This window comes from Paenibacillus sp. Soil724D2 (genome assembly GCF_001427935.1).
Lineage (GTDB): Bacteria > Bacillota > Bacilli > Paenibacillales > NBRC-103111 > Paenibacillus_E.
Genome location: NZ_LMRY01000010.1, coordinates 59,010 through 73,173, shown reverse-complemented (window position 1 = coordinate 73,173; position 14,164 = coordinate 59,010). Strand labels below are relative to the sequence as shown.

Below are 14,164 nucleotides of genomic sequence, written 5' to 3'. Positions count from 1 at the left end.
TGCTTATAAATCTGTTTCTTATCTTGGTATACAGTCGATAAACTTTTCGAGAGATCCATCAAAAGGAAATGTTTTTTTTCTAATAAGTTCCTTTAAGCTATGTAACTCTTCCCAAGCTTTATGAATTAGAGCTTCTGGATAAGCAAATTTTATTGCATTGCTCTCAAACTCATCTTCGTCAACAACCTTCCATTCACCGTTTCTTTGTACATAATCCAGGTCTAAATCTACAAAAGAAACAATGTTACCTTCAATTTTCGCAGGCTGATTTATATTGCAATAAAATTGTTGAATTTTGCCGCCAACTACGTCAGCACTTACAGTAAACCATGAATTAAATGAGAAATATTCAACTGTCCAAGCTTCTATGGTAAAAACCTTTTGCTTCGTGTAATGATTTAATTTTCTTCCATACTTGCCTAGGACAAAAATGTGTGAATCCGTCTTTTCTAATAAAGTTGTGTTCCATTCATAATGTAGTAAATTTCCATATTTTAAAACCTGAATTGTTATTTGATTATCCATTGTATCATCCTTAAGCTTCATAATTCCTTTGTCATAAATACACTATATGGGTCCTCTATGTAATCGGAAAAGGGCTTGCAGTATTGAAACCCAAAACTTTCATACAGTCTTCTAGCTGGTCCGAAAGCATCCATTGAGCCCGTTTCCAAGCTTACCCGTTGATACCCGCGTCGCTTGGCTTCTTCAATGATGTGTTCAAGGATTCGCTTTGCAACACCTTTTCTTAGATGTGATGTAGAAGTTCGCATTGATTTTATCTCGCCGTGTTGACTATCAAGTTCCTTAATTGCTCCGCAACCAACTAATACATCTTGTTCCCATCCACTCCAGAAGGTGATATCCGGTTTTTTCAATTTATCCAGATTTAGAGCATGTGTACTTTCTGGCGGGGATAGAGATGCCATATCCTGAAGATGTTCTACTATCAATGCAACCACGTCAGGTCCAGTTAAATCATCTATTTTAATATCCATTAAAATCACTCCAAGTCTCTATTTTTTAATCATTATATTACGTTTTAATATTTTCATCTACAGTATCTACCCTCTATTCGCCAATGTCAGCGATCAGGCGCTTATTCGCAATTTCCTGGTTCGATTACGAGCTTGCATATATGAACTGAGAAGAAGAGACTTACTCCCTTATTTTATTTATTGAGTCTCTTCAGCATAATTACCTCTTAATTACATACAAAATGAGCAGACAGCCATGGCCACCTGCTCATTTTGGTATTCAACTATAATACTCAGTTGAACATCTATTTGGCTCTTCATTCATTAGGTTGCGTTGTTTGCCGCAGCGTTCTGTCTTTTCTGAATTGCATGCATTCCCATGATTACGCTACAAGTTCGTAAGTATCCAAATATTCGCATTGACTGGATTGTGAATGCTGTAACTGGTACCCCGGTTACTAACAGCGTAACGTTGACTGGAACCCTTACAGTAGCTTTGAGCTTTCGTTTACCGGCAAGTAGGTACAAACTCCGTATCACGAATGTTGGTGCAGGAGCAGCATCCGTACAAGGAGTAATTGTGGTATTTTAAGTTAAGATGTGCGCCCCTCAGGTGCACATTTTTTATTTTTAAAACACCAAGTAAACCAAAACAGTAATAAAATATGCATTCACCCAATGTGAGTGAATGCATTATGGTTAAGCATTATTTTTCGTATCAGTTATATGAGTTTTCGAATTTGAAAATTATCTTCGAGCAATACCCAATTTTGCGGAAATGGATAACCAAGTACCCAATAACTGACCCCTCTCAAGTTATATTCCTTGACCAGATCGAATTTGGCCTGAGCACTTCTTGCATCTTCGAACCAGACTTCATGTGTATGTTGTTTTTCATCTATATAGCGATAGTATGGCGTTTGGGACAGCTGATCATACTTGATCTCCGCCCCATGTTGAATGGCTCGACGAATAGCTTCTTGCATATCAAATGTCTCTGCCTGTTGTCCTTTTACATGAGGAAGGAGCCAATCACGTGCGTATAACTGAAAGCCCATAAATATTTTATTTCTAGGAATAACAGTGACCGCATAGTCAAGAACGCGTCGTATTTCGTTGATGGGGGATATGGACTGAGGAGGACCGAATCTGTATCCCCACTCATATGTCATGAGTACGACGAAGTCGACAATGTCTCCGTGGGCGGCATAATCGTGAGCTTCGTAGAGCAAACCCTTTTGCTCTGAACTGGTTTTCGGGGCAAGGGCGGAAGATACAAAAAAACCTTTATCATGCAGCCTGCGGACAGCAAGTCGAAGAAATTGATTATAAAACTCACGATCGCTAGGATATACATTCTCAAAATCAACATTTAAACCACGATAGCCCTTGTTTTCCATAATCGTTAAGATGTTGGTGATTAGCTTATTTTGCAATTCGAGACTGGATAAAATGGTGTGTGCCAGCTTCGATCCGGCTTCTGTTGCTGAGAAATTGGTGATTGACATGACCGGTACGACATGTTTGTCATATGCAGCTGTGATGAGCTGCTGATCATCAGCGGGCTCAAGGGTTCCATCATCCTTCATTCGATAACCAAAAGGGCATAAGTACGTTAGATGCATCCCATCCTTCCGAACTTGCCCGGCAGCCACCTTTCCAAATACATTGGTATAACCATTGACATCGATGATCTGCCTCTGCTTTTCTGGGACTTTCAAGTTATGACCAGGGGAAATAAGCGCAGGATTTGTAATCTCATTAGCTTGTGCAATGGCCTGCACAGTAACGCCGTATCGATGAGCGATCTCCCAAAGTGACTCACCCTTCCGCACGGTATGATACAAAACCGGAATAATTAATGATTGACCCGGCGTGATTTGCGTGACATCGCTTATTAAATTTGTCCGAGCAATAGCCTCTAATGTGATGCCGAAACGGCCGGCAATTGTACCAAGCGTGTCTCCTAATCTGACCACATATTCGGGATAAGGAGCTGGGATGACAAATGCCTGACCGATGACTAAACGATTGGGTTCTCGGAGTTCATTGACGGCGATAATCCGATTGGCATTCACACCATAACGACCTGAAATCAGCCATAGATTCTCTCCTCTTTGCACCACATGAATTTGCACTTTTATACCTCACTCTCGCCTTAAACTTCTATCTGTACTTTATTCCGCTAATATCTCTAGTGATTTGGGCGAATACCCAATTTAATGGAATCAAATCCACTCTATTACATTAACCTCAATAATCCATATCCTACCCTCTTTATCTACAGCAAGATCAATACCACTCTGAAATGGAATAAAAAACGAAAAAACCAGCAAACACAAGGTTGCTGGTTTCTCTTGAAATATTCTGCAGACATGCGCTGCTTTAGTTACTAATGAACTCCTGTACCCATTCGCCGTTATAGAACGCAACACCGATTTGGGTGAAGTTAGGGCTTAGAATGTTTTGACGATGACCTGCGCTGTTCATCCACGCTTTCATGACAGCTTCAGGCGTTTGTTGACCTTTCGCAATGTTTTCACCTGCGTAGGAATAGCGAATGCCATATGTGCTCATCATATCAAAAGGAGACCCATAGGTCGGCGAGGTATGATCGAAATAGCCGTTGTTGTACATATCCTTCGCTTTATCCAAAGCCATGGCCGTAAGTGAGCTGTTGCTAGTTAATGGACGAAGTCCTGCCTTAGCTCGTTCTTGGTTAACTAGGTTAACGACTTGGCTAGCAAATGCTGATTGGGATGGCACAGTCGTAACTGGCGTTTTTGTACCTGCATTTGTGCTCGTGCTTCCAGGGATGTTGAGGCTCATACCAGACCAAATCACGTTCGGATTGGCAACCTGAGGGTTTGCCTTAATAAGCGAAGATAGGCTTATACCATACTTCTGGGATATTAACCACATGGTATCATTACCTGATACTGTGTGAGTTGCTGGTGCGGCCATTGCCGCGCTCGATCCTACGAGGATGCTCAATCCTATTGCGCCGGTAACTACGAGCTTTTTATAACGTTTCAAAATAAACCTCTCCTTTTTGCGGCCTGCGAGGTTAGCTGTCGGATTCGGGTCAAAGAGTAATCACCCGGCCGCAGATAGCGGCTTCACCCCAAATAATGGTTCCCCCGTGCTTGCTGGAAGCTTCGGCCTTCTGAGTTATTTGATCCACATGGATCTTACAAATTGTATCATGTGAAATCATGGAGAACATGACTCAAAATTTTCCAAGAGCATCCATTACGTTTTTTTGCATGTAAACAATCCCCTCATTCAATTAATATATCGAGTGGCGTTCCTAAGCTTCGGTACAAGTAAATGATATAAGTTCCCGATAAGCAATCCTATAAATAAGTACATCAAACCTCCAAAAATGCCATAAATAACTGTACCCATGATCGCGCTAAGGATGCCAAAAATGACTTGATCCTTATTTTTTGCCGGTGAGGTAGGCGGATCTGTAAGCATAAAAAGTGCAAAGAAAAGGGATGCATTAATAAAAGGCGATCGAAGTGCGTCAGTGGCGTCTCCGACATCAATAATCCCCATAATCAATAATAAGATGAAATACGTTCCTAGAAATGAAAAAACTTGAGAAAATTTGTTCACTCGGTTCGTCACCATGAATCCGCCAATCAATAGAAACACAACTGTCCATGTGGGAAGATCCCCGAATGCACCCCACCAGCTTTGTCCTGTTCGAAAGAAAAGGATGGACAGTAACAGTCCGAATGCCGCTGGATTGAAGATTGGTTTTTTCTTGTGGACAAGTAAATGTTTCGACAAAATAGCCATAATGGAAGTTGCAGCAACAATATACCAGGAGGAAGTTGTGCTTAAGATTAAAGCTATGATTAACCCTGTTATCACCGCACCGTCCGGCATCATTCGCTTCCTTTTGGCAATACGGGAACAAAGGGTATCCACGGCTGAAGAAATAACGACGGCAATGAAACTATTATAAATGCCTCTAATATCTACTGACCGTATGGAGGCTATTAATAGAAAGGCAACCAAGGAAACTATGACATATCCCTTTGGTGTTTTAATCCATTGGTTAACTGTCAATTTATATACCCCCTACTCTATATATTTGTGAATCGGATGATATCAAGATACCTTTGAGATCAACTTCTTCTATTAACACTCTCCCGCGGTCCAACCCCAATAAGAAGAAGGTTGTCGAGAAGGCGTCCGCCATCATAGCGAAAGGAGCGATGACGCTGCAGCTGACCCATTCGCCCGGTGATTGTTTCGTTTTGGGGTCGATGATATGATGCATACCGGCTTTTAATTCGCTCTTGCGCTCGTAACTTCCAGAGGTACAGACCGCCTCATTCGATATTTCAACCGTTTGAATGATTTGTTCTTTGTACTCGGGATGCTGAATGCCAATTCTCCACTTGCTGTCATTTTCGTCTACTCCCCCAGCATAGAGGTCACCGCCAGCATTGACGACAAATCCTTCAAAATCTTTCAACTCGTTTGCGGCCAAGTCGATTGCGAATCCCTTAGCCACGGCACCTAAATCAATCACCATCGGCTTCCGCAAATACAATGTACGATCCTGCTCATTTAAGATGATATCCCGATAGGAAGCGGAGCCCACCGAGGAGCTTTGAATGGTTTCCCCAGTTAAATAATGCTGATTGAATCCCAGTTCTTCCATCGCTTTTCCCACTGCCGGATCAAATATCCCATTCGTCCATTTCGCTACTTCCAAAGCAAACTTCAAAGGCTCAAATAAAAACGGACTAATCCGAACGGGAGTTTTTATGACTCGGCATGCCGCCATCAATTCACTGTCCAGACTGAAACGGCTGCAGGCTTGTTCGACTTTCCGAAATGCCTCGAAAGCCCGATCAATGGCTGCTTCTGTCTGATCCTTTGATTTCCGAGTGACGACTTGTATATCTACAACGGTATCCATAAATAATTTCGTTTTTTTCATGATTTTGCCCATTATGAGTTTCGCGCCTGAGAAAGCGCATCTTGTACGGCATCTTTGAAAGCTTGTGTACTGTATGTTGCGCCCGATACATTCCTTACCTGCGCACTTTGTTTTTGTACCACTTCTTGAGGCAGCCCTGCGACATCATCAATTGTATAATGCATGGCAAAATGGCTGATTTCAACATCTGTAATTTTATCGCTTTTAATGGTAACTGCCACCTGAATTGATCCACGTCGATTGCTTCCTGTACCCGTATAGGTACCCTCTTTATAAATTCTATTTATTTGACTGCTTTTAGTCTGTGTAACTTGGACTTGTTGTTGTGGTTGCTGAATCGTTGCCTGAGTTTCCGTTGCGAAATATCCGGCGGCATAAATAGCTCCAATAGCTGTTGAACACAGAGCGACCCACTTTTTGTTCATTTTTGCCACGTGAATTTCCTCCCATATACATGCTTCATCGATAGTTTCATTATATGGAGAGAACATTAAAATTTTCTTAAGATTAACTGAATGTATTCGGAGTTATTGTTAGCTTTGAGAATTAAAAAACTCCCATCCCCAAAAAGGGATGAGAGTAAACTCTCCATGCTCATTTATTAAAAGTTGATTAAAAGACTATTATTGCAATGCTTGCAAAATGCGATCACAAAGATCTATTGTTCCTACATTGTCACCTCCGTTCGTTAGCTGAGTTAATCGATTTTGGCATTTTATTCAAAGTTTATCATTGTAGCACTAACATGTAAGAAAAAGAAGGATGAAACTCGACAAAACTCCTCCTTTTTCTAATTCGTCCTGCTTCCTATTTTAGAAACAATTCCATTATCTTGCCGCCTGCATAAATACCAACTATTCCTAAAATACCTGAAAGTACAGGCGGCGCGGGCAAAGGCAGCTTTAGCACCTTGAATAGAACACCAATAATTAAACCTGCTCCTAATGACAACAGAAGCTCCTTCATACTTTAGACACCTCAATTGTTTGACTGCATCCTTAATTTCGATGGCTTAATTGCTTTAGCATATTACTTGCTACTTCGATGTTGACTGCGATTGGCACAGGCTGAAGACCTTTTGTCATACTGACATAGTGTTTAACCACATGTAGGACCGTTCTCAATAATTTGCTTCAAAGGGCTGACATTTATTACAATAATCGAAACAGGAAATTGATTTGATTCGGGCTACGCCTTTCGCCATTCACCTTATGTTTATTCAATGTGAGGAATTCCCACTGATCTTAATTTCCCTCTCGGTTCCGTCTCCAATGATTAACGTAATAGCGTAATCCTTAATCAGAGGTCCAATCGGATCATCTGAATGCTTCAAATCCAGTTCGGAATTGAAAACAAGTTGGATTTCCTCCAACACAATGCAAATTTTATCATCCGCAGGCTTCTTGCAGCCCAAGTCCAACGTAATCCAATCGTCATAACCAACCAGGATAATCCACGCTGTAACCATTTAATTTTCTTGTATTTTAAGAATTTTTTATAAGATCTTTATCTGAATACAAAAAAGAACAACGCCAAACTTTGTTTTTACAAAGTTAAACGCAGCCCTTTTTGATGATTAATAGATTGTATGCGTGATTAAAGTGAGCCTGAAGCTTGACTGACCAATGACACCAGCTGTCCGGAATCAAATGAATCCCCTTTACGCAGCTTTAGTGTTTTTCTTTCCGGTGGACCATCGAACATGCCTTCTGGAAGCTCCAGCTCGATAGCATTAAAGATCGTAAAGCTGACCGCGTCTTTCGACGTCGAGATGACAGCAGCGTATTTTCCGTTTTTCAAAAAATGGGGCTTCTTATACTGCATACGCTCATGTACATCCGGTATGGCCTGGTGGACGACTTCACGAAGATTTTTGGACTGTTCCCCCTGCCATGGTTCTTTTAACGCTTCAATAAAATCGGTTACTTCCTGATTCATACTGATACACTCCTTTATGAAAGTAATGGTCTATTATATTCTTTTCAACATGTTGATTTGGTCCTCTAAATCGGTTTCCAAGGCCTGTATTCTTGGGTCTCGCGTAGACTCCATATTCTCTTTGAGCTCCCGCATCTCGATTTCGAATGCCCCGTGTCCTCTTGGAATTGGCATCCGGAGCGCCAAATCTGCAGCCTCATCTTCTGAATTCACATCGATCAGCGTATATCCGGCAATGAGCATTTGATCTGCTGGAAAAAGGCCAGTCTTAATTTCCGGCTCTCCCCCATGTAATGGATACAATATCCTGATCCCGCTGGAGCTTGGCTGAAGCTCTTCTGAAGCCAGGAGCGCACCGGATCTGGCTAAAGACTTCTTGTACGAAACCATAGCATCATTGTGTTCCCGGCAGATCTTTACACCCGCCTCCGAGTACCCTGTCGCCTTGAAAATCAACATAAATCGCAAGATCGTTTCCCTCCTTGTGGGAAGATGACTTGAGGCAGCAGCTAGCTGCCGTAACCCTTCCCCTACTATGACAACGAACGGGAAACTATGTAATCGACAAGGCGGCTAAAAAAATTATTTCGATGCTTCAGACTCACATTCAGAAGCTCGGTTCTTTAAAAGCTCCTGCTCACGGACATTCTGGGTCATCGACACCGCACGTTCAAATTCTGTACGAGCTTCATCGAACCGCCCCAGCTTCACTAGGAGATCACCGCGAACGCTTGGGAGCAGATGGTATCCCTTGAGGGAAGGTTCGGCGCACAGCTCGTCGACAATCTGCAGCCCGAAGGCAGGACCAAACGCCATAGATATGGCGACCGCCCGGTTTAACTCGACGATCGGCGATGGCGTTACCCTAGACAACGCTTCATAAAGGGCTGCAATGCGGATCCAATCAGTCTCAGCTGCGGTAGGCGACTGTGCATGGCAAGCAGAAATTGCAGCCTGCAACGAGTATGGACCGAGCGGGCGTCCAAGCTTCCGGCTGCGCTCAAGTGCTGCCAATCCACGGCGGATTAGCAAGCGATCCCACTGCGCCCGGTTTTGGTCCATCAAAAGTACGGGTTCACCTGTGGAGCTAACTCGGGTTTTAAAACGCGAGGATTGAATTTCCATTAAGGCAACTAGTCCGTGAACTTCCGGTTCATGAGGTGCGATTTCGGCAAGAACGCGTCCCAGTCTAAGCGCCTCCTGACAAAGCAGAGGACGTATCCAGTGATCCCCCGAGGTCGCCGAATACCCTTCATTGAACATAAGATAAATGACCTCGACCACTGCATACAGGCGTTCTTTGAGTTCTTCTCCTACAGGCACCTCAAAAGGAACCTTTTCGGCGCTGAGCGTTCTCTTGGCCCGAACAATCCGCTGGGCAATCGTAGATTCGGCGGCAAGGAAAGAACGTGCGATTTCATCAGTGGTAAGCCCGCATAACAGGCGCAGCGTTAGGGCAACTCTCGCATCCTGTGATAACACCGGATGACAGGTCATAAAGATCAGGCGAAGGAGATCGTCACCGATCTCCCCATCCAAAATACGATCCATGTCTTCCTCCGTATACAAATCCATACCGTTGGCAATCTCTATGTATTTCTGATCACGCAATTTAGTCCTGCGCATATAATCGATCGCGCGCCGCTTAGCCGTCGTCATCAGCCAGGCTCCAGGATTGGCTGGAATTCCGATTTCCGGCCATCTTTCAAGGGCAATCACCAATGCATCCTGGGCAAGATCCTCTGCGAGACCCACATCCCGTACCATTCGCGTTAATCCCGCGATAAGCTTTGCTGATTCAATTCGCCATATTGCATCAATAGTCCGCTGTGTAATGGACAATGTCACGCTTTCTTCTGCTCCTGAGCCTGTTTGCGAAGGAGCGCTTCTTTCTCCTGCGATTCGGTATCGTTCGTTAACTCCTCAAACTCAAATACCTGTCTGAGCTCAATCTCGCCTTGTCCATATCCGTGGGGATCCGGCATGCGTAGTGCCCATTCTATAGCTTCTTCCCTGGATTTGACTTCGATCAGCGTATATCCCGCGATCATTTCTTTCGCTTCCGTGAACGGACCATCAATAACCTTTGGCTTGCCTCCAGGCTCCGGATAAGATATCCGGATTCCGCTTGAGCTGGGTTGCAATCCATCGGCAGCAAGCAAAACACCAGCTTTCACCAATTCTTCGTTATACTTTTGCATGGCATCAATAAGCTCCTGGCTGGGCATAGTCCCCGCCTCAGAATCTGTTGTAGCTTTAACAATCATCATAAATCTCATATGTGATTACCTCCTATTTTTAGTGTAGCTTCGTTATTTTTTCGGCGTCAGGATGAAATATTCCTGCCGCCCATTGTTGACGCTTTGGGGATGCCCACGTTTTATAACTAAAGATTGCCCATACAGAATGCTGTAAGCTCCGATGAAATCATTTTTGTATTAAGTTTCTTGGTATGGCCGAGTCCCTTTTTACTCAGCAGTTGCGCATTGGGCAGCACGTTGGCTAATGCCTGTGCACCGTGACGCAACGCAACCGGGCTCTCTGTACCTTCGAGTACCAGCGTTGGGATCGTGACTGTGCTCCACAATTTGGTTGGCAGCGACTTTCCGTCTATATATCCATCCAACAAAGCCGCATCATAGGGGAGTGTGTGTGCAACGGCCATGAGCTTAGACCACACACCTGGCATCATTCGCATCAAGCTGACAACGAATGAAGGAGCCCCCATGCCCTTGGTCATAAAGTACTTGATGGCCTCTGCCCGGCGATTAGCGGAAATAAGCTCAGTAACGTGCATTACGAAATTCTTCGGTGGCATCCGATCGGCAGCATCGACTACAAATGGTGGTTCATGCAGAGCCAGTTTCGTGATGCTTACCTCTCTTGATGCTGCCTTCAGGGCAAGAACCGCCCCGGATGACAATCCCCAAACACATGCTGAGCCGCCAGCTTCATCAATCAATGCCTGAAGATCTTCAATCTCGCGCCCTATGTCATAAGGCTGTGTGTCTCCGCTATCCCCGCGACCGCGGCGGTCGTAGTTGTAGACTGTGAAGTGCTCTGACATCTGATTTGCCAGCTGCACAAGTCCCGGAAATTTTCGGTAGCTGAACGCACCTGCTACCAGAATGAGTGCTGGCCCTTGGCCAACTTTGTCATAAACGATCCTAGTACCGTCTCTTGAAATTATTGAATACATTGTATGTCTCCTTTTCTGTTGTTTTTAGTCATGCTGCTACGTTCAACTTTATTTCTAGATTGTTTTGGGTTTAGATCGAATTCCTCTTTTTACTGGATATCCGAGCCTCTATAAAGACGACGAACCGTTAACGACAAAATCGACACAACTTCAAATAAAAATTTCAATACATTGATCCATGTCCCATTTAACCTGACGCAGCTTAATCAGTCCCTCACCGAATCCACTTATTTTTAACAAAGAAAATCGACAAGTCTATCCGATAACACAACAGGCTGCCAATATTGCCGGCAGCCTGTTGTGTTGATGCACTCGTATTCCGTCGTTCTATTTATACTAATTGATACGTTTAATTCTTGACCGCTGCGATCAAGAGGAAAATGGGGCGACGGGTTTCGTCTTTCATCTCTGGATACTTATCCAAAGTTTCTTGTGTTGGTTGAGGTTCGGAGAGTTTCATAATAGTAAAGCCAGAATCAATTAAGGCATTAACATAGGTAGCAATAGTTCGATGATATTTGACAACATCATTGTCCAGAAATCTCGCCTGCCGTAGACCTTCATTCTGGTAGTCGTCGACAGGCCAGTGCAATCGCTCGCCTCCCGAACCATAATACCAGTCTTGTGCAGCGAGTGCAGTAAAGATCGGATGTTCGACCGAAAGTATAAACGATCCTCCTGATACAAGACAATGATGTATGTTACGACAAACGATTTCGAAGTGCTCCACATAATGAAGAGCAAGCGAGCTGATCACAACGTCAAACTCCCCTGCTTCAAAGTTGATGTCTTCAATTGCGAGCCTCCGATACTCAATCGTGGAATCGTTGTTATTTTCTCTGGCATACGCTAGCATTTTCTCAGAGAGATCTACTCCAATCACTGACCGGGCTTGCTGTTCTCTTGCATATTGGCAATGCCAACCAAAGCCGCATCCGAGGTCAAGAACTCTTTTATCTCGAAGTTCGGGAAGCATAACACGAAGTACGGGCCACTCCCCGGCAGCATTTAGTCCACCAATCGAGCGTGGCATCTCACTGTATTTTTCGAAGAATCCGAGATCATCATATTTATTCTGTTTCATATTAACTCAAGACTCCTTACTTGAACTTATATTCTCACCTAGTCAAAAGATAAGTATATTGTTCTTTGATTTACGATATCTAGAGTTTATCATCAATTTGTGAAAGTCTTTATTTAAAATTTTATTTTAACTAAACAATCCTGTTTATTTAAAAGTTCTGCATTAGTGCAATAGCAATAGATTTTAATCTATTGAATCCAAAATCCGTCACATCATTCTCCTGGTTTCGCCGTCATCCGCATATTATTTTCTTCTTTTTTAACAACCAACTTATTCCTGCTTGTATGATGCATACAACCGTCCCTGCAGGGGGACATAGGCAAAGCGCATGCCAATGTCGGCATGCGCTTCTAAGGTTTCGAAAGTTTTTTATTCTTCTTTAGCTGTTTCCACATATTTTTTGAAATTATCTAAAATCGCCTGCCATCCGGCTTGCTGCATCTCGATAGCGTTGGTCTCTTCCGCTTCGAACGATTCGATGATTTGCGTTTCATTGTCTCGGCCAATAAAAGTGATCTTCACTTTTCTACCATCGCCAAGCGTATAGGAGATGCTCTCATTCATGCTCACCTCATCATATACGCCGCCGAAATCAAATCCCATGCTGCCGTCCTTGGCTTCCATTCTCGAGACGAATTTACCGCCGGCTCTCAGATCATTCTCGGCAAACGGAGTATGCCAGTCATCGGAAGCCTTACTCCATTGCTTAATATGCGTCGGCTCCGTCCAATATTTCCACACGCTTTCAACGGGAGAATGAACGATTGTTTCTATCGTTATCGTTGCCTGATTACTTGTTCCCATTAAATAACCTCCTGTGATGAATCTATTATTCTCAAATATTACCATAATCATTCACCGCTGTCGATATGTCTGAAGTGCCCTTACTTTAAAGGTTTCTTCGGACATTAAACTCCACAAAAAATCCCCTCCAAGTAACGATTTTGCCAGTCCATAGTTCTTCACGCATTTCCTGTATAAACTTAACAAGCATTTCATAAGGTACTTTAGATATTTCGGATAGTTCTTGCCAGAAAAATGGTGAAAAATTTGTAGCTAGGACTCCTGCAATATCGAGAACTAATTCAATTTTCATAGTGATTAATGCGATATGACTACAAAATATGATATAAAGGCTTTTCTCTTATAAAATGAACGGTTAGGCCGGGGAACTGTTCCTGCAGTCTTTCCGCCAATTCCTTCATGCCGGGCTCTTCGCTTTCCGCGTGACCCAATGCGATGTATGCCTTGTTCTTGCCTTGATGAACAGCGTCGCGAATATATTCCGGCGTTTCCCATTCCGGCCCTTCTCCTGCGATCACCAGGTCGAGATTGTAATCATTCAGCAGTGGGAGTGCCAAGGCTGCTCCCCCTCTGTAGCCTGCCAATAGCCCAATGCGGGTGCAAGACATCTCTATTTCCCCCACAACACGCACGAATGGTATCTGAAGCTTTTCCTTCAAGTATTGCGCCGTGCGTTCAAGGGTCATGCAAGGAATTTGCACAACCGTTGCGGCGGGCAAATGCTCTTCAACGTAGGGCGCCCAGCCCAGTGCGTTAATTAACCCCATCATAATACCGTCCGTTTTGTAGCGGTGAATATGATCGTGATAACGATAAATGGCGATTCCTGTACGATCAAGCAATTCGCGCTTTTCGTTGATAACCGGATCATCCTGCAAAACCTCCATATCCTCCTGATGGCGGTAAAACGTCCCTTCATGTGAAATGATCAAATTGACTCCTAAAGCAGCTGCCTGCTCAATCACAGCCTGCGTGGCCAAAAAAACGACGACAATTCCCGTTACTTCCGTTTGGGCCGATCCGACTCTCAATGAATCCACAGTGGGCTCGTTTACTGGAGCCTGCTCTAACAATCGATCAATAACCTGTCCAATTGTAATCGTCATCCAAACCATCCCTTATATGAAGTGATCAGCAAAATATAGACGGGACTGTAGACAGATACAGGTTGCCACGTCTGCTTGTTCGTCCCGTCTTCC

Annotated in this window: 18 protein-coding genes and 1 riboswitch; of the genes, 1 reads left to right on the top strand and 17 read right to left on the bottom strand. The window is 43.7% G+C overall.

The features are described 5' to 3' along the window. Positions 1–18 precede the first annotated feature (18 nt). Together ASG85_RS12230 and ASG85_RS12225 are read right to left on the bottom strand one after the other, a co-directional pair. Complete coding sequence (locus tag ASG85_RS12230; protein WP_060646416.1) at positions 19–525, bottom strand: DUF402 domain-containing protein; 507 nt, start codon at positions 523–525, stop codon at positions 19–21. Positions 526–542: 17 nt separating this feature from the next. Then, on the bottom strand, positions 543–998 hold the full coding sequence (locus ASG85_RS12225; RefSeq protein WP_060646375.1) for a GNAT family N-acetyltransferase: 456 nt from the start codon (positions 996–998) through the stop codon (positions 543–545). A gap of 358 nt (positions 999–1,356) precedes the next feature. Here ASG85_RS12225 and ASG85_RS37775 point away from each other — a divergent pair, with 358 nt between their 5' ends. After that, entirely contained in the window at positions 1,357–1,569 is a 213-nt protein-coding gene (locus ASG85_RS37775) for a hypothetical protein (protein ID WP_156389902.1), read from the top strand. Between the two features lie 130 nt (positions 1,570–1,699). Here the strand turns inward: ASG85_RS37775 and ASG85_RS12220 are convergent, their stop codons facing one another. From ASG85_RS12220 to ASG85_RS12150, 15 genes are all read right to left on the bottom strand, one after another. Then, on the bottom strand, positions 1,700–3,115 hold the full coding sequence (locus ASG85_RS12220) for a LysM peptidoglycan-binding domain-containing protein (protein WP_060646374.1): 1,416 nt from the start codon (positions 3,113–3,115) through the stop codon (positions 1,700–1,702). A 247-nt stretch (positions 3,116–3,362) separates the two neighbouring features. Continuing rightward, positions 3,363–4,013, bottom strand: a complete 651-nt coding sequence (locus tag ASG85_RS12215) for a CAP domain-containing protein (RefSeq protein ID WP_060646373.1) — start codon at positions 4,011–4,013, stop codon at positions 3,363–3,365. A 5-nt stretch (positions 4,014–4,018) separates the two neighbouring features. Further along, positions 4,019–4,151: riboswitch (cyclic di-AMP (ydaO/yuaA leader) on the bottom strand. A 111-nt stretch (positions 4,152–4,262) separates the two neighbouring features. Continuing rightward, a complete protein-coding gene (locus tag ASG85_RS12210; protein ID WP_060646372.1) occupies positions 4,263–5,057 on the bottom strand; it encodes an RnfABCDGE type electron transport complex subunit D in 795 nt (264 codons plus the stop codon). Position 5,058: 1 nt separating this feature from the next. Then, on the bottom strand, positions 5,059–5,940 hold the full coding sequence (locus ASG85_RS12205) for an FAD:protein FMN transferase (protein WP_060646415.1): 882 nt from the start codon (positions 5,938–5,940) through the stop codon (positions 5,059–5,061). An 11-nt stretch (positions 5,941–5,951) separates the two neighbouring features. Continuing rightward, positions 5,952–6,365 carry an FMN-binding protein gene (locus ASG85_RS12200; protein ID WP_235549172.1) on the bottom strand — a complete coding sequence of 138 codons (414 nt, stop codon included), beginning with the start codon at positions 6,363–6,365 and terminating at the stop codon, positions 5,952–5,954. A 382-nt stretch (positions 6,366–6,747) separates the two neighbouring features. Then, positions 6,748–6,906, bottom strand: a complete 159-nt coding sequence (locus ASG85_RS12195) for a XapX domain-containing protein (protein WP_057302270.1) — start codon at positions 6,904–6,906, stop codon at positions 6,748–6,750. A 253-nt stretch (positions 6,907–7,159) separates the two neighbouring features. Beyond that, on the bottom strand, positions 7,160–7,408 hold the full coding sequence (locus ASG85_RS12190; RefSeq protein ID WP_060646371.1) for a hypothetical protein: 249 nt from the start codon (positions 7,406–7,408) through the stop codon (positions 7,160–7,162). 128 nt (positions 7,409–7,536) lie between these two features. Then, positions 7,537–7,878 carry a DUF1801 domain-containing protein gene (locus ASG85_RS12185; protein WP_060646370.1) on the bottom strand — a complete coding sequence of 114 codons (342 nt, stop codon included), beginning with the start codon at positions 7,876–7,878 and terminating at the stop codon, positions 7,537–7,539. A 33-nt stretch (positions 7,879–7,911) separates the two neighbouring features. Continuing rightward, positions 7,912–8,337, bottom strand: coding sequence for a YciI family protein (locus ASG85_RS12180; RefSeq protein WP_414858715.1), 426 nt, complete (start codon positions 8,335–8,337; stop codon positions 7,912–7,914). 123 nt (positions 8,338–8,460) lie between these two features. Further along, positions 8,461–9,726, bottom strand: coding sequence for an RNA polymerase sigma factor (locus ASG85_RS12175; RefSeq protein ID WP_060646368.1), 1,266 nt, complete (start codon positions 9,724–9,726; stop codon positions 8,461–8,463). After that, a complete protein-coding gene (locus ASG85_RS12170) occupies positions 9,723–10,157 on the bottom strand; it encodes a YciI family protein (RefSeq protein ID WP_057302275.1) in 435 nt (144 codons plus the stop codon). The genes ASG85_RS12175 and ASG85_RS12170 overlap by 4 nt, the downstream gene beginning before the upstream one ends. Before the next feature lie 107 nt (positions 10,158–10,264). Further along, on the bottom strand, positions 10,265–11,077 hold the full coding sequence (locus ASG85_RS12165) for an alpha/beta fold hydrolase (RefSeq protein WP_060646367.1): 813 nt from the start codon (positions 11,075–11,077) through the stop codon (positions 10,265–10,267). Positions 11,078–11,426: 349 nt separating this feature from the next. Beyond that, positions 11,427–12,161: a class I SAM-dependent methyltransferase gene (locus ASG85_RS12160; protein WP_060646366.1), complete on the bottom strand. Its 735-nt coding sequence runs from the start codon at positions 12,159–12,161 to the stop codon at positions 11,427–11,429. A 369-nt stretch (positions 12,162–12,530) separates the two neighbouring features. Then, positions 12,531–12,965 (bottom strand): SRPBCC family protein, encoded by a 435-nt coding sequence (locus tag ASG85_RS12155; RefSeq protein WP_060646365.1) that lies wholly within the window; start codon positions 12,963–12,965, stop codon positions 12,531–12,533. Between the two features lie 311 nt (positions 12,966–13,276). After that, entirely contained in the window at positions 13,277–14,071 is a 795-nt protein-coding gene (locus ASG85_RS12150; RefSeq protein WP_060646364.1) for a Nif3-like dinuclear metal center hexameric protein, read from the bottom strand. Positions 14,072–14,164: the final 93 nt, after the last annotated feature.

What these genes read in the sequence shown, in the direction of transcription:
- ASG85_RS12230 (WP_060646416.1), bottom strand. Translation starts at nt 525, where the DNA reads ATGGATAATCAAATAACAATTCAGGTTTTAAAATATGGAAATTTACTA.
- ASG85_RS12225 (WP_060646375.1), bottom strand. Translation starts at nt 998, where the DNA reads ATGGATATTAAAATAGATGATTTAACTGGACCTGACGTGGTTGCATTG.
- ASG85_RS37775 (WP_156389902.1), top strand. Translation starts at nt 1,357, where the DNA reads ATGATTACGCTACAAGTTCGTAAGTATCCAAATATTCGCATTGACTGG.
- ASG85_RS12205 (WP_060646415.1), bottom strand. Translation starts at nt 5,940, where the DNA reads ATGAAAAAAACGAAATTATTTATGGATACCGTTGTAGATATACAAGTC.
- ASG85_RS12200 (WP_235549172.1), bottom strand. Translation starts at nt 6,365, where the DNA reads ATGAACAAAAAGTGGGTCGCTCTGTGTTCAACAGCTATTGGAGCTATT.
- ASG85_RS12195 (WP_057302270.1), bottom strand. Translation starts at nt 6,906, where the DNA reads ATGAAGGAGCTTCTGTTGTCATTAGGAGCAGGTTTAATTATTGGTGTT.
- ASG85_RS12190 (WP_060646371.1), bottom strand. Translation starts at nt 7,408, where the DNA reads ATGGTTACAGCGTGGATTATCCTGGTTGGTTATGACGATTGGATTACG.
- ASG85_RS12185 (WP_060646370.1), bottom strand. Translation starts at nt 7,878, where the DNA reads ATGAATCAGGAAGTAACCGATTTTATTGAAGCGTTAAAAGAACCATGG.
- ASG85_RS12180 (WP_414858715.1), bottom strand. Translation starts at nt 8,337, where the DNA reads ATGTTGATTTTCAAGGCGACAGGGTACTCGGAGGCGGGTGTAAAGATC.
- ASG85_RS12170 (WP_057302275.1), bottom strand. Translation starts at nt 10,157, where the DNA reads ATGAGATTTATGATGATTGTTAAAGCTACAACAGATTCTGAGGCGGGG.
- ASG85_RS12165 (WP_060646367.1), bottom strand. Translation starts at nt 11,077, where the DNA reads ATGTATTCAATAATTTCAAGAGACGGTACTAGGATCGTTTATGACAAA.
- ASG85_RS12160 (WP_060646366.1), bottom strand. Translation starts at nt 12,161, where the DNA reads ATGAAACAGAATAAATATGATGATCTCGGATTCTTCGAAAAATACAGT.
- ASG85_RS12155 (WP_060646365.1), bottom strand. Translation starts at nt 12,965, where the DNA reads ATGGGAACAAGTAATCAGGCAACGATAACGATAGAAACAATCGTTCAT.
- ASG85_RS12150 (WP_060646364.1), bottom strand. Translation starts at nt 14,071, where the DNA reads ATGACGATTACAATTGGACAGGTTATTGATCGATTGTTAGAGCAGGCT.